This is a genomic window from Desulfocurvus thunnarius (assembly GCF_055390965.1).
In genome coordinates this window covers 3,428,499-3,444,158 of record NZ_AP042411.1, presented here as the reverse complement: position 1 = coordinate 3,444,158, position 15,660 = coordinate 3,428,499, and the positions used below count along the sequence as shown (strand labels likewise).

The window sequence follows — 15,660 nt, the reverse complement described above, 5'->3', positions numbered from 1 at the left end:
CCGGGCGGGCGCCCCTCGCCGGGCGCCCGCCCGACCGGCGGGCCAAGCTCCATGCTCACCCCCGACCTGCCCCCCCTGCCCCCGGGCCTCGACTCCTGGGACGCCCCCATGCGCGAAGCCCTGGCCGAAGCCCGCCGCGCCGCCGAGGCGGGCGAAGTGCCCGTGGGCGCCGTGCTCCTGGGGCCCGACGGCACCCTCCTCGCCCGCGCGGCCAATGCGCCCATCGCCAGCGGCGACCCCACGGCCCATGCCGAAATCCTGGCCATGCGCCAGGGCGCCCGGCTGCTCGGCAACTACCGCCTCACGGGCTGCACCCTGGTGGTCACCCTGGAGCCCTGCCTGATGTGCCTGGGGGCCATGGTCCACGCGCGCATCGCCGCCCTGGTCTACGGCGCGTCCGATCCCAAATCCGGCGTCGTGGCCTCGCGCTTCGACGCAGCCAGCCTCGATTTCGTCAACCACCGCTTTCCGGCCCTGGGCGGCGTGCTGGCCCAGGAATGCGGCGACGTGCTGCGCCGGTTCTTCCGCGCCCGGCGCTAGCCGGAAGGCGGGGCGGACGACGCGGCGGCGCCTGGCGCGGCGGCATGGCGCCGCCAGACGCCGGGATGCGGCGGGAGGCCCTGCGGGAAAAGAAAGACGGGGCGCCCGCGGCGGGCGGGGCTTCCGGCGGCCCGGGCGCCGCCCGGAGCCCGGCGGGCCGCAGGCCGGGGCCATGGCGTCCCTTGTGCCAGCCTTCGTTCCACAATGCGTCCAGGTGCCGTCTGCCCCTGGCGGACCGAAGGCTCCCCGCCCTCCTGCTTTTTGCGGAGGGAATGGCGTTGCGCCTTCAAGCAGACGGGAGAGGGACAAGACGATGGGATGCGGGACGCGGCGGCGGGCGAAACGTGAACGATCGGGCCCGGACGGGAACCAAGGGGGGAAGGTGCCGGGGGGCGCCCCCCGCGCGGCCTTGATGGACGCCGGGCGGCTCCTCGGGGCGGCGTGAAAACGCCTAGTCCTGCGGCGTCGGACCCTCGCACAGAGTGCGGATGAGTTGCCCGGTCCAGGCGCCGCCCCGGCCCGTGGGCACCCCGGCGGCGTTCAGCCGCTGCGCCGCGCGGGCGCAGGCCGCGTCGTCCGGCGCGCCGAAGGCCGCGATGGCCCGCACCTCGTCCAGCACCTGCCCGCAATGCAGCTCCAGGTCCGTCACCGGGCCGTTGCCCGGCGACAGGATGCCCAACCCGGCCAGGACCTGCGACAGGTTCGCGCCGTTCAATTCCTCCAACTGCGCCGCCACGACCCCGAACAGCACCGACCCGCGCCCCCCGGCCCGCTCCAGCAGCGCCAGGGCCCGGCGGTAGTGCCGTGCCGCCATGCGCGCCAGGCCGAGTTCGGTGTAGATGCGCGCGATGTGCCGCGCCCCGTGGACCTGCCCCTCGGCGCCGTGCAGCCCGTAGAGGTGCGCCACGGCGCGCTGGAAGAAATGGTCCGCCGCCATGAAGCGCCCCTGGCGCGCCGCCCTCACGCCGCGCTCGTAGAACTCCCGCGTCCGGTCCGTAGGTTCCGCCATGAATGGTCCTCCATGCTCCTACTATGCGCACTCCCCGCGCCCGTGGCAACGCCTTTTTGCGGGCAAAACGCGCCAGCGCGCGGGGGCCTGACGCCAGGCCGGATGCGGGCCGGGGCCGCGCCGGACTCAGGGCCGGAGGTGCAGCCGAAGAGGAAACCGGGAGCGCCTTGCCATGGGAGACGCCGGACACATGCCGGGGCGCGAAATCGTGCATACGGTCAGGCGCAACACCATGCGCACGACCGGAGAGAGGAACGAAGGTGCAACCGGTGCGAAGTCGAGGCACAGCCGATGCAAACCAAAGGCATGGCCAGCCTAAGCCGGAAACTCGACCGGGCATGCCGCCAACGCAAGGCCGGAAGAGTGCCCGGAGCGCAGCCGGGCGCGGGTGCGGCGCCTTGGCTGGCGCAATGCCCGGGCACGATGCCGGGCGCGCGGCAAGGCGCAACGCGGCCCGCGTCGAATCAAGCGCGAGGCTCCCAGCGCCTCCCCCCACAAAGGGCTTGCATCCCGCCCCGTTTTTCCCTACATAAACCCCTCGCCAAACCGCGCGCCCTGGTCTACGATTCGCCAATGCGTATCCACGAACCACAGCGCACCGGTTCGACGATCCGCCGGGCAGCCTCACGGCTCCCCACCCCAAGCGGAGAGGTAGCGAAGCCCGGTCGTAACGCGCTCGACTCGAAATCGAGTTACGGGTTCATAGCCCGTACGTGGGTTCGAATCCCACCCTCTCCGCCACAGACTCAATAGCCCAGTGAAATACCTGGGCTTTTTCTTTGGCTCAACACCCCCTGGCATGGACTGGTACAAAGGTCTGGCCCAAAGCACTCGCTGAGGGAGCCATGGCATACCGTCCACCTACCAACGTCCAGAGACGGGCCGGGGTCTACTATTTCCGGTTCGTCATTCCTGCCCCCTTCCGCCCCCTGTTCGGGAAATCCGAAGTCCACTTGTCCTTGGGTACGGCCTACTTGCGTGAGGCCCGACCAAAGGCTATACGCTTGGCTTCGATATTTCACGGCATGATTGAATACATGGGGGATGGTATGGCCGACAAGCTCACACCGGAAGTGGAAAACATGATGCTTCCCTGACATTCTCGTAGCGAGTCAGGACCGCTACTGCTGGCATCTTTTTCTTTTGGAGTGTATCTATCGGGCTTGGCTCCATTACTAACTATTGCTATGAACTATCAGCAAACAAGGCCAACCATGAAGTGGAAAAAGAAAAACCTCCGTGCTCTAGCAAATATCATCATCGGGGACGTTGAACACTTCAAATACCGTTCCAGCAGCTTTATTACCGAATTCTTCGAGGACTGTGACCTTGATTATGTCCACGACGGGACGACACGCTGGGCTTGGGTCGCAGACCGCTTAGAAGAAGTCCTAGCGCTCCCTCACGCCAGCCCCACCGTACCTCCCGATGCTTTCATCAAAATCATTCGCTCCGTTTTGGACAAGAGCGAAGCACAAGAGGGAGACCCTGACAGGAGCCAAGCCCTTGCCGCGCTGAATATAGTGCTCGCCCGTGAAGGATGGGAGGCGTTCTACGATGACCACGGGAGGGGACAACTGCGCCATATCGCCACCGACACAATCGCGGAGGTGGCAAATCCACACCGCCCAATGACACCAGCGGAGCTAGAACGTCGCGAGCAACTTGCCGCCTACCTCAACAAGTGCTCTGAAGACGAGCTAATTGAAGAAGTCCTCCTGCCACTATTCAGGCAACTCGGTTTCCACCGCATCACGGCAGCAGGACACAAGGACAAGGCCTTGGAGTACGGCAAAGACGTATGGATGAAGTATACGCTGCCCACCCAGCATGTCCTCTACTTCGGCATCCAGGTGAAGAAAGGCAAACTGGATGCAGCGGGTGTCGGCAAAGGCGGCTCCAAAAATGTCGCCGAGATTTATAACCAGGCTCTCATGATGCTTGGGCACGACATTTTTGACCCGGAATTGAATCGGCACGTGCTGGTGGATCACGCATTTATCGTTGCTGGAGGAGAGATTACAAAGCAGGCAAAGAACTGGCTGGGGAACAAACTGGACGCGATCAAACGCTCACAAATCCTGTTCATGGACAGAGACGACATCCTCAATCTGTTCACAGTAACCAACTTGCCGCTGCCCGACGGGGCGTTACCGCCTCCCCCTACCGATGGCCCTGCGTTTCCCGATGTACCATTTTGAGGTAGGCCCTTGCCAACTGCCCCACCAGACTGCTACACCAGAGCCTCAATCAGGAAGAAGAAAGCTCAATAATTACGGGGTTGAATGTGGCACAGCTTGAATCCCACCCTCTCCGCCACAGAACTCAAAAGGGTTTCAGCATGTTCGCTGAAACCCTTTTTCTTTTTCCCTGCCATCATGATTCTTCTGCTCTCGCCCAACGGGAACAATCACGGATACACGATGATAACTGTTCCTCAATAAAAATATCGCCATACCAAAAGATTTATACATGTTCAAGCTACAAACAGAATAAAGCTACGCCGAAAGTGACAGCGTTAATTATAATATTACTATCTTTGACAACTACCCCGATGAATGCTCTGGCAAGAGAAATAAGTGCATGCAATAGCCTTCTATTAAATAAAGAGTATGCCGAAGCCGAAACCTGCTTCCGGCAGGCCGCGACGATCACGGGGCAACTCAACGAATCCCTGATCGGAGTTGCCATAGCCCTATACGAATTGAATAATTACAGAGGAGCACTTAATACACTCAATTCTGTTGATGAAAATTCATATAAAGATCCAAAGTTGCCATTCTGGAAAGCAAAGTCGCACAGAATGTTGCGAAATTATGATACAGCAATACACTATTTCGCGGAATGCATTTCCGACGGGAATGAGGAAATATCAATCGAGGCCTACAGGCTCAGAGGCCTGACAACCATGAACAAAATCCTGCTCACACAATACCCGCGCACAAATAAAAAAGGGCTGCCTTTCCCGTTCAGCATCGATGAAATCGGCGACAAATCAAAAATTGAAAAAATTAGGCAAAACCTTAAAGAAGCAGAAAAAGACTTCTTCATTTATGGTGAATTGAAGAAAAGCAATAGCAACGTTTGTTTTGAAATCGCTCTAGCAAATTATCTCCTCGGCGAAAAAGAATCTTCTCTCCACAATTTCGAAACATGCATTGAGAGTAAAATTAACATTCAGGCATCACATTATATGATTGGTATAATATACCAAGACAATGCCAAACATACAGAAGCAATAAGACTTTTTACAGAATCAATACAAATGAACAAAAATCACGCCCGGTCCCTTTACCATAGAGCAATATCTTATATAGAATTAGGCGAAAAAGAGTCGGCGCTCGCCGATCTCGAAGCAGCGATAAAGATTGATAACAACGAATCTTATCAAAAAATGCTTTGGGAATTAAGATCCAAAAATCAAAACAACATGCCATAAAAAGCCCGACATTCGTTGCCGGACTCTTCTCCTTTGCCCCCTGCGCCCCATGCGCTACGGGCTCAGTTCGGGGCTGAGGTTTCGGGCGTGGCGGGGTGTTCTGCCGCGTGGCGGGCGGCGGCGATGGCTTCGCGCAGGGCGGCCAGTTCCTCGGGGCGGGCGTCCTCCCAGCGGCGCCGGGCGGCGGCGTCCTGCGCCAGGTGGGTCTCGATGGTGCCGCTGGTGAGCAGCACGCCGAAGCCCTCCGGCAGGCCGGTGCCCGGCGTGCCGAACACCCTGTCCTGAACGAACATGCCCACGTCGCTGCGGAAGTGCGAGGCCTCGTAGTACCAGCGCATCCGCGTGGTCGTGTCTCCGGCAAGGGGCACGGGCTCCCCCACCAGGGGGCCGTAGCCCGTGAAGTCCCACAGGGCGAAAGGCGGCCGCCCCAGGCGGGCGGCCACGGCCTCGTTGTGGGCCACCAGAGCCCGCTTCCAGGCCTCCACCTCGCCCCACAGTCCCATTTCCCTGTACATCTGCGTCATCCAGGCGTGGGCCGGCGGCAGGAAAAGAATCATCCGCACGCCGTGACGGTGGGCCGCCTCCAGCATGGCGTCGTACTGGGCCCACAACTCCGCCTGGGAAACCGTGCCCTCCCCGGCCGGAGGCCGCAGCAGGCGCGCGGCGGCCTTGCGGATGGCCCCCAGGAACAGCCCGCGCTGCCCCCGGGCCTCGGCCTTGCGCTCATTGGTGCCCAGCCCGCAGCCGCTCTCTGGGTCATAGGTCGGCTCCTGGCCCTGCCTGGCGAGCGTGTCCACGCTCAGGCCGAGCAGGGTCGAGGAAAGGGCCAGGGCCACCGTGTCCCAGGGTTCGGCCTCGGGCTCCAGGATGGCGTCGTCGTAGCCCGGCTCGTGGTGCGTCGCGTCGTGGAACATGAAAAAGTCGAGCCCCACCAGGGCTTCCTTCAGGGCACCCTGCCCCATGGCATGGTCAAGATACCGTTTCGTCTCATAGAACGTCGCGCCGCTCAGCCCCAGGTTGTACCAGCGCGTCCCGGCATGGTGCGGGTGGCCGGGCCGAAAGCCCAACTCGACGCGCGAGCTGCCGGCGACAACGTGCTCAGGGTCCACCCTGCGGACCACAAAGGCCTTGGCCCAGCGCACATAGAGGGAAAACCGGGGCTTGTCGGCGTTGAGATGCCCGATCCGCGGCGTGCCGAAGGAAAACAGGGGATCCTCGAACACGTTGACCGCGGCCAGCAGCAGGAAAAGGCCAAGGATGCTCAAGGCAACGAGTCTATTGAACCGCTTCCACATCGCCGGGTCCTAGAAATTGAAATACAGGAATTCGCTGACGGTCGTCTGCATGGCGGCCAACCCCATGACCGCGCAGGCGGAGGCCAGGGCCGCATACCGCACGGTGGGGCGGAAGCCCTCCGCCAGTTCGTGGCTCTCCTTCCAGACGAGCAGCGGCAGCGCCCCCAGCGCGGCGACCCAGAACGCCCCGCCCGCAACGAGGGGTACGCCGGAGTCGTGCACGAAGGGCAGAAAATCCAGCGCCGGATACAGCGAGCGATACACCGCTACGCCGTTTACCCCGATCATGCCGCGCAAGACGCGTAGCGCGTCCGCCCAGGTCTGGGCCCGGAAGAACACCCAGGCGACGTTGACGAAGCCGAACGTCGCCGCCCAGGCCGCCCAGCGCGGCAGCCTGCCGCCCGCGAGCTTCCAGAGCCGATGCGCCACCAGGGCCGCGCCGTGCAGGAACCCCCAGAAAACGAAGGTCCACCCCGCGCCGTGCCAGAGTCCGCCGATCAGGAACGTCAGCATCAGGTTGCAGGCGGTGCGCAGCCCCCCGCCCCGGCTCCCGCCCAGGGGGAAGTAGATGTAGTCGCGCAGAAAGCGCGACAGCGTCATGTGCCAGCGCCGCCAGAAGTCCTGGATGTCCAGCGCGCGATACGGACTGTTGAAGTTCCGGGGCAGGCGGATGTTGAACAGCAGGGCCGAACCCATGGCCATGTCCACATAGCCGCTGAAATCGAAATACAGTTGCATGGTGTAGCTGAGCGACGTGCCCCAGGCGCGGAAAAAGGACAGCGCCTCGCCCCCGTCGAACCCCGCCGTGCTCCACACCCCGAAGGTGTCCGCAATCAGAACCTTCTTGAACAGCCCGATGCTGAACAGCAGCACGCCCCGGGCGATGTTGCGCTGGCTCATGATCCTGCTGCGCGGCCTGGCGTACTGCGGCATCATTTCGGAATGGTGCACGATGGGCCCGGCAATGAGCTGCGGAAAGAACGTCACGAACAAGGCGTAGTTCAGGAAATCGTATTCGCGGGTCAGCCCCCGGTGGCTGTCCACAAGATAGGCGATCTGCTGGAAGGTGAAAAAGCTGAGTGCCAGAGGCAGGACGATATGCTGCAACGGCAGGGAAAGCCCCAGCGCCGCATTCACATTGCCGATAAAAAAGTCCGTATACTTGTAATAACAGAGCAACAACACGTTGGCGGCGATGCCTGCCGCCAGCAGAGGCCTCCCGCGCAGGCCGAGCGCCGCGCGCCGCCCCGAAAGGCGGACGCCCAGGGCGTAGTTGACCACCAGCGAGGCCAGAATGAGCGGGACATAGGCCGGATTCCACCAGCCGTAGAAGAACACGGAGGCCGCGACGAGCCACCCCAGGGCCGCGCGCGCCATGCCGTAGCCGTTCAGCAGGTAATATCCGCCAAACGTCAGGGGCAGGAAGAGCAGGATGTAGATGTAGGAGTTGAAGAGCATCGCGCGCCCGGGTGCACAGCACAGACAAGGGACAGCGGCCCGGGAGCGGGCGGGCAGGCCATATCCGACGAAGAAACCGCAGGAGTATGGTGAAAACCCCCGCCGCCCGCAAGGAATAATCCGCGCGCCCGGGCCTGCGCCCTATTGCGCCCCCGCCTCGACCTTGAAATCGCTCAGGCCCTGCCGGAACTGCTCGCCCATGCCCCGCATGAGCCCGTCCAGGGCCTGCTCCACCACGCTGCCGAGGGCGTCGGCGCGGCAGTAGCCGAGAGTTGCGTCCTCGATGGCGTCGAACTGCGTTGCACCGTAGGAATGCATCCGGGCGCCGACATGATAGGCGACGGGGTAGCCGCTGGGGTCGGCCACGGTCCAGACGGTGAGCGTAATGCCCGCCCGCCGCTTCAGTTCCAGGGCGCCCGGGTCGGTGCCGAATTGCTCGAACGCCTCATACTTGCTCATGCTTTCCTGACGCAGGGTCGGAAAATACGCCATGGCGAGGGAGCGGACGGCGGACGCGTATTTTTCCCTGTTGCCCGCCAGGGCGGTGCCCCGCTCCTGGAACAGAATCTCCACGGAACTCAGCGTGTCGGCCACGCACATCATGACCTTGTCGCCGACATCGGGGAACTCCGGGCAATTGCCCTGCCACTCCCTGGCCGGAGCGGCGCAGGCAAACGCGCACAGGAACATCGCGCACAAGAGAGCTTTCATACGCGTCTCCACGGAAAAAGGCTGCATCAATGCCCGTATTCCTTGACACTTCCGGCCCAAAATAACAAGGGCCGGGCCAGTCGCGCTGGCCCGGCCCCTTCCGGTCCGGTTCGGCATCCGCCGCAAGGCGGGCCTGGATTTTGCGGGCCTCAGCCCTGCTTGAGCTTCTGCACCAGTTCCTGAAGGTCCGTGGCCTGGGCGGCGAGCTCCACGATGGCCTGGGCGGACTGGGCCATGACCTCGCTGGTTTCCGAGGAGATGCGGTTGATGTCCTCCACGCTGTGGTTGATCTCCTCGCTGGCGGCGGACTGCTCTTCCGCGGCGGTGGCGATGGAGCGGACCTGATCCGCCGCCTGCTCCACCAGCCCCACGATCTCGCGCAGCACCTCGCCGGAGTTGTTGGCCAGCTTGGTGGCCTCGACAACGGCCTGCACCGCGTGCTCCATGCCCTGGATGTTGCTGCGCGTGCCGCCCTGGATGGCCTTGATGGCGTCGCCGACTTCCTTGGTGGCGTTCATGGTCTTCTCGGCCAGCTTGCGCACCTCGTCGGCCACGACGGCGAAGCCCCGGCCCGCGTCGCCCGCGCGGGCGGCCTCGATGGCGGCGTTCAGCGCCAGCAGGTTGGTCTGGTCGGCGATGTCCTCGATGACGGTCATGATCCGCCCGATCTGCTCGGCCTGCTGGCCCAGGCGGCCCAGGTTGCCCGTCATGTCCTGGGCCTGGGTCTGGACCTTGTTGATGGCCTCCACGGCCTGGCCGACGACCTGCGACCCGGTCTGGGCCTTGACGCGCGCCTTGTCCGAGCCTTCGGCGGCCTGGGAGGCGTTGCGCGCGACCTCCAGCACCGTGGCGTTCATCTCCTCCATGGCGGTGGCGGTTTCGCTGGTGCGGTTCTTCTGCTCCTCGGCGCCCCGGCTCGCTTCCTCCACCTGGGCGGCAAGCTCCTCGGAGGCCGTGGTCAGCCGTTCGACGACGCCCTCGATGCTGCGGGCGGCCTGAAGCATGCCGTCGCGCTTGGCCGTCTCGGCCTGGGCACGGGCCTCTTCGGCCTCGCGGGTGGCGACCTGCGCGCGCTCGGTCTCCTGGCGGGCCAGGTCCGTCTGGCGCTCGGCCTCCTGCATCTTCTCGATGAGCGCCTGACCATGGTCTGGATGCTCTTGTTCAGGCGGCCGATCTCGTCCTTCTGGTCGATGCCCGAGCTGGCGCCCAGATCGCCCCCGGCCACGGCCTCGGCGTAGCGCATGAGCCGCCCCACGGGCACGGTGATCAGGCGGCTGAGGAGCAGCGCGCACAGGAAGCCCAACGCCAGGAAAATCGCCGTGGCGATGGCGATGGTCCAGCGCAGGGAATAGACCATCTCGTACACGTCGTCCTTCATGGCGCCCACGGCGATGGACCAGCCCGTGCCCTCGACGGGCGCGTAACCGAAGAAGCGGTCGGCCCCCATGAAAGGATACTCGTCGAAGCCCGATTCGCCGCGCGCCATGCGCTCGACCATGGCCCCCAGCCGCGCGAGCTCGGGATTGGAGCGGGCCTCCTCGATGAAGTTGCGCTGCTTGAGCACGAAGTCGCGGTTGCCGTGGGCGATGACCGCCCCATTCTCGTCAACCATGTACGAATAACCCTTTTCGCCATACTTGATGTTGTCGGTGATCTCGCTGAGCACGGTCGCGTCCATGATGGCGATAGCCGCGCCCAGCACCCGGCCCTGGTGGTCGCGGATGGGGGTTGCCGAAACCATGATCGGCTGGTTGGTCGTGCGGCTGATGAGCACGTTGGACATCATCGTCCGCCCGCTCATGGCCTGAAGAAAGTAGTCCCTGTCGCCCACGGCGCTTTCGGAGCCGTCGTTGAACCGGGCCTTGCCGTCCGGCGTGGCCACGCCGAGCCGCTGATAGCCCAGGCGCCTGGTCTCCTCCTCCAGCGCGGGAAGCTGCGTCTCCCAGTTCATGGAACGGATCACGTTGCGGTCCGCCACGCTTTCGATGGCCAGCAGGTGATAGTCCATGCGGCTTCGCACCAGCCTGGCGCCATCGGCCGCCATCCGGGGAATGTTCTCCCTGACCTGACTCAAAGCGGCGGAAGACGCCCGCTCGTAAGCAATGTATCCCAACCCGCCGCAAACGATCATCAGGAGGATGACAAATCCTCCGACCATCTTCACGCCGACCGAAAGATTCTTCATGCCCGGTGACTCCTCGTTCTCTTGTGCATTGCGATACTCATTTCCGAACCACCACAGTCTTTCTCCACCCTGCCAGCGCAGGAGGTCCGGCAGAACCGTCCCGGCGGCAGCAAAGGCCGCCCGCCTGCGGGTGCGTGCGGCGACGGGCAATCGGTCCGGCCAGGGACAACCGGACAACCACGCACGCCCAACCCATGGGGGGAGGCTAAGCTCAATTGTACTATGCGGGGCAGGATGCCGCGTCAAGAAAAAGCAGGAGGCACAACGTAATTTCCTTTCGCCGCCGGGGGCGCCCCTCACAGCGCGAAATGCAAAAAACACCGCCTCCCAGCGCCTGCAACGCCATGTTCCGCAAGGAAACTCCGCAGTTCCTCGCCGCTTTGTTTATTCCGACGCATTCCCGACGCACAAGGAACACTCACCGCTGGAAACGCGCCCCGGGCGGCGACGTACATGATGCCAGTTATGTCCAGTTGTGTCTCATTCCTGGTTGAATAGATGCAAATACGCACCGTACCCCTCGCGCTCCATATCCTCATACTGGACAAAGCGCAAGGCGGCCGAGTTGATGCAGTAGCGCAGGCCCGTCGGTGCGGGGCCATCGTCGAAGACGTGCCCGAGGTGGCTGCCCGCTTCCCGGCTGCGCACTTCGGTCCGTGCGGGCCACAGGCTGCGGTCCTCGTGGCTGGTCACTGCGTCGGGGGCGATGGGCCGGGTGAAGCTCGGCCAGCCCGTGCCGGAGTCGAACTTGTCCGTGGAGGCGAACAGCGGAACCCCGGAAACCACGTCCACGTAGAGGCCCCGGCGGTGCTCGTTCCAGTAGGGGTTGGCAAAGGGCGCCTCGGTGCCGCCCTCCTGGGTCACATGGTATTGCAGCGGGCTCAGGGCCTCGCGCAGCCGTTGCTGGTCGGTCCGTCGACAGTCCGCGCCGGGCGCGGCGCCGTCCTTGATCGTATGCATGGTGTCCTCCCGGGTGGCCGGAGCCGCCCCGTGCCGCCCGGCCAGAGCGGGCGACGGGGCACAGGCCGCCGCCGGCAGGGCCAGGGCGATGATGGTCTTCATGTTTTCCTTCCGGAGCGCCTGTGCGCCCATGGCAGAAAATCAGCACGAAAGGACGGCGCGTCAAATACGGAAAGCAACGGACACGGCGGCAGGAGGCCGCGGGAGGGACCGGGCGGGGACAGGGCGAATCCGGGCAGGAAAAACGGCACCGCGCGGGCGGGGCCGACGCGGGGCAGGCGACGCCGGGCCGGGGCGCTGGCGAAGGGAAACGCGGGGCCTAGAGCCCGCAGCGCAGCAGGGCGGCTCCCGCGTTCAGGAAGGGCAGGTGCGGCCGGGTGGAAAGGGCCGTGCCCGCCAGGGGCACCCGAACCTCGGGCGGCCCGGCGCCCCAGCGCAGGGCCAGGGCCTCGGGGCCGAAGTCCAGGGTCATGGGCACGGGCTCGCGGTCGGTGTCGCCGCACAGGCTCTCGCGGCTGCGCGGGGCGTACACGGCGTGCGACCCGCCCGCCAGGCGCACGTGCAGTTCGGTGCGCACGGTGGTCACACGCTCCACGGCCCCGCCCGGCCCGAACACCAGGGAATTCACGTCGCCGCTGACGCCCACGGCGTCGGGGTCGTAAGCCAGCACCGGCCCCGCCGGGGTCGGCACTTCCACGGGCGCATCAGGCTCCAGGCTGCGCAGGGCCCCGCCCGGCCCGAAGGCCAGGCCGATGCGCGCCATGACCGGCCCAACGGGAGTGGGCACTTCCAGGGCCTCTCCGGGCCACAGAGTCAGCCCGGCCAGGCGTCCGCCAGCCCCGAAGCGCGCGCAGATGAGCCGCGCCGCCACCGGGCCGAGAGGCGTGCCCAGGGTCGCGGGTCCGGCCAGCCCGGCCTCGTCGTCCTGGGTCCAGTAGCCCGAGAGCTTGCCGTTCAGCGGGAAGGCCCGGGCCAGGGCTCCGCCGGGGTGGAAGGTCAGCATCTCGACCTCCAGCGGCCCCGCCGGAGTGCGCACCGGGGTGCGCTCCTCCAAAGACAGGCAGCGCACCCCGCCATCGGGGTGGAAGGTCAGCGAGGCCACCGTGCGCCGCCGCACGTCGTCGGTGGAATACTGCGGCACCAGCGGGCCCAGGGCCGTGTGCAGCACGACCGGCCCGGCGGGGACGCACGAGCGCACCCCGCCGTCGGGAAAGCGCTCCACGGGCCCCGCCGCGGGAATGGCGCCGTATCTGGTTGCGACGTGCTGCTGCATGATGCCTCCGGACAGGAGGCAGAGCAAAGACGGTGCCATGCCTGTAACAGACTGGAAACAAGCAAAAAAATGAAACAGGCGGGAAGAAAGGCTACAAAAACGTATGTTTCCCCGACCCAAAAGGTAGCCTTGTGGACAAAGGCGACACTTTCGCAGGCGCCGCCGAACGGCGCCGGGGAAGGGCCTCCGGCGAAGGCCGACGCCCCGGCGCCGGACAGGTGCGCCTAGCGCGACGCGATGCGCCGCACGGTGCCGTCGCCCCGGCAGGCCACCAGCAGCCCGCCGTCGCGGTCGCAGACCAGGGCCACGGGCTCCGCCAACCCGTGGGCCAGCACCCGGCGCCCGCCCTCGGGCTCCAGGCGCACGACCTCCCCGGCCGCGGGATCCACCACCACCACGCGCCCCCGGCCGTCCAACGCCACGGCGGACACGGCGGCGGGCACACCCTGGGCGGCGTCCAGCCACAGGCGCTGGCCATCGGCCATGACACAGGCCACGCGCCCGCTCCGCCCATCGACCACGTAGAGCAGCCCGTGGCCGTCCAGGGCCAGGGCCCGGGGCTGGCCGAAGCCTTCGAGCACGTCCCGGCTGGCCGGGCCTACCGGCCCCACGCCCTCGGGGCCCCGGCAGCCGCCCAGGGCCAGCAGCGCAAGCAGCGCAGGCAAGGCCAGCAGCAGTAAGGCGAAGCTCATGCCCCGGCGCACGGCGTCACCCCCCGTTCTCGGAACACCTCGCGGACCACGGCCATGGCGTTGAGCGCCGCCGGGAAGCCCGCATACACGGCCATCTGGATGACCACTTCCACGATCTCCACAGGCCGCACGCCCACGTTGAGCGCGCCGTGGACGTGCACCGCAAGCTGCGGCGCGGCGGTGCCCATGGCCGCCAGGGCGGCCACCGTGGCGATCTCGCGCTCGCGCAGGCCCAGGCCCGGGCGCGAATACACGTCCCCGAAGGGGAACTCGATCACGTAGCGCGCCAGATCCGGCGCAATGTCCGCAAGGGATTCCAGAACCTTGCGCCCGGCGTCCCCGTCGATCTCCCCCAGCCGTTCCAGCCCTCTTGCGTAGCGTTCGTCGTCCATGCGCGCCTCCTCGGCTCAGTCTTGACGCGACCCTACGCCCGGGCTATCGAGACATCCAATATATTTAAAGTTGCGTATCAAGACATGGAGCGAATCAATATGGAGCTGCGCCAGTTGCGCCATTTCGTGGCTGTGGCCGAGGAACTGCATTTCGGCAAGGCCGCCCAGCGGCTGAACATTTCCCAGCCGCCCCTGTCCCAGTCCATCCGCAGGCTCGAAGAGGAGCTGGGGGCGCAACTGCTGACGCGCACCAGCCGCAGCGTGGCCCTGACGCCCGAAGGCGGACTGCTGCTGGCCGAGGCCCGGGCCATCCTCTCCCGGGCGGACCACGCCGCGCGCGCCGTGGGGCTCATGGCCCGGGGGGCCGGGGGCGTGCTGCGCATCGGGCTGGTGGGCCCGGCCCTGGAAGGCGGGCGCCTGCCCTGCCTCATCCGCGCCTTCCGCCAGGACAATCCGCAGGTGCGCATCCAGCTCGAACAACTCAATTCCATGGAACAACTGGACATGCTGCGTGAAGGCAGCCTGGACGTGGGCATGGTCCGCCTGTTCCAGAAGCACGCCAAGGGCCTGATGGTCCGCCACTACGCCAGCGAGCCCTACGTCATGGCCCTGCCCGAGGGCCACAGCCTGGCCGAAAGGCCCGTGGTCCGCCTGGGCGACCTGGAAGGCGAGGCGCTGCTCATCTTCCACCGCCGGAGCAACCCCCCGCTTTACGACGCCATCGTAGCCGCCTTCAGCGAGGCGGGCGTCTGCCCGGACCTGATCCACGTCTCGCTGGTCAAGCACACCATGACGGCCCTGGTGGCCGCCGGGCTGGGCGTGACCCTGCTGCCCCAGGGCATGGCCAGCGTGCCCCGGCCCGGGGTGCAGATCCGCCCGGTGGAGGGCCGCCTGCCCCCGGTGGAGTTCTCCGTGGCCTGGGCTCCGGAACGCGAAACCCCGCTGGTGCGCCGCTTCGTGGAGGCCCTGCTGGCCAGCGCCCCGGTGCCCGGCAGCATCCCGGCGCTGTAAAACGCCGAAGACCCCGGGTCGCCCCGGAGCCTTCGGAACATGGCGGCGCCGCGCACGGGCCGCGGCGGATGCCTTGCGGGGCCTCGCCCCCGCGCCACGCGGACCGGGCCTAGGCCCAACCCTGGAACACCTGCCCGAACTCGGCCTCGATGGGCGTCGTGCGGTCGCGCAGGTCCGTGAACAGGGGCTGGTAACGCACCTCGGCCTGCAACACGTCGCGCGCGTAGCGCCGCAGCCCCGTCGAGATGTCGCTGGAACTGGACGCGGACTGGGACGCCGCCATCCACACGGTCAGCAGGTCCATGCTTTCGGCCATGGAAAAGCTCCGGCTCAGGGCGCGGGCTGGGCCGCCGGAGGCAGGGCCCCGGCCAGGGCCTTGATGAGGGTCAGGTTGGCCTCGACCTTGGCCTGCAATTCACCCGTGCGGGCCGTCTGCTCTTCCACCAGCACCGTCAGCGCACGCACCTGGGCTTCCAGGGTCTGGATGCGCTGCTCCTGGGCCTCGATCTTTTTGCGGGCGAAGGAATCCGTCTCCGCCAGGGCCGGAGCGGCCGACAGCGCGGCCAGGGTCAGGGTCAGAGCCAGGGCGGCAAAACGCGCGGACATGCGCATGGGGCACCTCCAGGTGGGCCGGGCGGGCTTGCTCCCGCGCCGGGAATGATTAGCTCTTCACCCAGAACACACGAGAACAAGGA

At 65.7% G+C, this 15,660-nt stretch carries 17 protein-coding genes and 1 tRNA gene; 6 read left to right on the top strand and 12 right to left on the bottom strand.

The window, feature by feature from the left end:
* The first annotated feature begins 51 nt into the window (after positions 1-51).
* Complete coding sequence (gene tadA / locus ACZ5KV_RS15245) at positions 52-540, top strand: tRNA adenosine(34) deaminase TadA (RefSeq protein ID WP_464240138.1); 489 nt, start codon at positions 52-54, stop codon at positions 538-540.
* Positions 541-991: 451 nt separating this feature from the next.
* Here the strand turns inward: tadA and ACZ5KV_RS15240 are convergent, their stop codons facing one another.
* The gene (locus ACZ5KV_RS15240; RefSeq protein WP_464240137.1) at positions 992-1,549 is read right to left on the bottom strand and encodes a hypothetical protein; all 558 of its coding nucleotides are present in this window, start codon (positions 1,547-1,549) and stop codon (positions 992-994) included.
* 645 nt (positions 1,550-2,194) lie between these two features.
* On the opposite strand from ACZ5KV_RS15240, the gene ACZ5KV_RS15235 reads away from it, so the two are divergent.
* The 4 genes from ACZ5KV_RS15235 (at position 2,195) to ACZ5KV_RS15220 (ending at position 4,988) form a co-directional block, all read left to right on the top strand.
* Positions 2,195-2,290 (top strand) — tRNA-Ser (locus tag ACZ5KV_RS15235).
* A 104-nt stretch (positions 2,291-2,394) separates the two neighbouring features.
* The gene (locus ACZ5KV_RS15230; RefSeq protein WP_464240136.1) at positions 2,395-2,646 is read left to right on the top strand and encodes a DUF6538 domain-containing protein; all 252 of its coding nucleotides are present in this window, start codon (positions 2,395-2,397) and stop codon (positions 2,644-2,646) included.
* 117 nt (positions 2,647-2,763) lie between these two features.
* Positions 2,764-3,750, top strand: coding sequence for a hypothetical protein (locus ACZ5KV_RS15225; protein WP_464240135.1), 987 nt, complete (start codon positions 2,764-2,766; stop codon positions 3,748-3,750).
* Positions 3,751-3,890: 140 nt separating this feature from the next.
* The gene (locus ACZ5KV_RS15220) at positions 3,891-4,988 is read left to right on the top strand and encodes a tetratricopeptide repeat protein (protein WP_464240134.1); all 1,098 of its coding nucleotides are present in this window, start codon (positions 3,891-3,893) and stop codon (positions 4,986-4,988) included.
* Between the two features lie 62 nt (positions 4,989-5,050).
* Here ACZ5KV_RS15220 and ACZ5KV_RS15215 read toward each other — a convergent pair whose 3' ends face one another.
* The 9 genes from ACZ5KV_RS15215 to ACZ5KV_RS15175 all read right to left on the bottom strand — a co-directional run bounded on the left by ACZ5KV_RS15215 (position 5,051) and on the right by ACZ5KV_RS15175 (position 13,954).
* On the bottom strand, positions 5,051-6,253 hold the full coding sequence (locus tag ACZ5KV_RS15215) for a hypothetical protein (RefSeq protein WP_464240133.1): 1,203 nt from the start codon (positions 6,251-6,253) through the stop codon (positions 5,051-5,053).
* 39 nt (positions 6,254-6,292) lie between these two features.
* The gene (locus tag ACZ5KV_RS15210) at positions 6,293-7,741 is read right to left on the bottom strand and encodes an MBOAT family O-acyltransferase (RefSeq protein ID WP_464240132.1); all 1,449 of its coding nucleotides are present in this window, start codon (positions 7,739-7,741) and stop codon (positions 6,293-6,295) included.
* A 141-nt stretch (positions 7,742-7,882) separates the two neighbouring features.
* Complete coding sequence (locus ACZ5KV_RS15205; RefSeq protein WP_464240131.1) at positions 7,883-8,452, bottom strand: hypothetical protein; 570 nt, start codon at positions 8,450-8,452, stop codon at positions 7,883-7,885.
* Positions 8,453-8,601: 149 nt separating this feature from the next.
* The gene (locus ACZ5KV_RS15200; protein ID WP_464241850.1) at positions 8,602-9,309 is read right to left on the bottom strand and encodes a methyl-accepting chemotaxis protein; all 708 of its coding nucleotides are present in this window, start codon (positions 9,307-9,309) and stop codon (positions 8,602-8,604) included.
* A gap of 101 nt (positions 9,310-9,410) precedes the next feature.
* Positions 9,411-10,637, bottom strand: coding sequence for a cache domain-containing protein (locus ACZ5KV_RS15195; RefSeq protein WP_464240130.1), 1,227 nt, complete (start codon positions 10,635-10,637; stop codon positions 9,411-9,413).
* Positions 10,638-11,117: 480 nt separating this feature from the next.
* Positions 11,118-11,699, bottom strand: a complete 582-nt coding sequence (msrB, locus tag ACZ5KV_RS15190; protein ID WP_464240129.1) for a peptide-methionine (R)-S-oxide reductase MsrB — start codon at positions 11,697-11,699, stop codon at positions 11,118-11,120.
* A 217-nt stretch (positions 11,700-11,916) separates the two neighbouring features.
* A complete protein-coding gene (locus tag ACZ5KV_RS15185) occupies positions 11,917-12,870 on the bottom strand; it encodes a hypothetical protein (RefSeq protein WP_464240128.1) in 954 nt (317 codons plus the stop codon).
* Between the two features lie 224 nt (positions 12,871-13,094).
* Positions 13,095-13,562 (bottom strand): NHL repeat-containing protein, encoded by a 468-nt coding sequence (locus tag ACZ5KV_RS15180; protein WP_464240127.1) that lies wholly within the window; start codon positions 13,560-13,562, stop codon positions 13,095-13,097.
* Positions 13,559-13,954: a carboxymuconolactone decarboxylase family protein gene (locus ACZ5KV_RS15175; protein WP_464240126.1), complete on the bottom strand. Its 396-nt coding sequence runs from the start codon at positions 13,952-13,954 to the stop codon at positions 13,559-13,561. Before ACZ5KV_RS15175 ends, ACZ5KV_RS15180 begins: the two co-directional genes overlap by 4 nt.
* 84 nt (positions 13,955-14,038) lie before the next feature.
* On the opposite strand from ACZ5KV_RS15175, the gene ACZ5KV_RS15170 reads away from it, so the two are divergent.
* The gene (locus ACZ5KV_RS15170) at positions 14,039-14,965 is read left to right on the top strand and encodes a LysR substrate-binding domain-containing protein (RefSeq protein ID WP_464240125.1); all 927 of its coding nucleotides are present in this window, start codon (positions 14,039-14,041) and stop codon (positions 14,963-14,965) included.
* Between the two features lie 109 nt (positions 14,966-15,074).
* Here ACZ5KV_RS15170 and ACZ5KV_RS15165 read toward each other — a convergent pair whose 3' ends face one another.
* A complete protein-coding gene (locus ACZ5KV_RS15165) occupies positions 15,075-15,281 on the bottom strand; it encodes a hypothetical protein (RefSeq protein ID WP_464240124.1) in 207 nt (68 codons plus the stop codon).
* A 14-nt stretch (positions 15,282-15,295) separates the two neighbouring features.
* Positions 15,296-15,577, bottom strand: a complete 282-nt coding sequence (locus ACZ5KV_RS15160; protein ID WP_464240123.1) for a hypothetical protein — start codon at positions 15,575-15,577, stop codon at positions 15,296-15,298.
* Positions 15,578-15,660 lie beyond the last annotated feature (83 nt).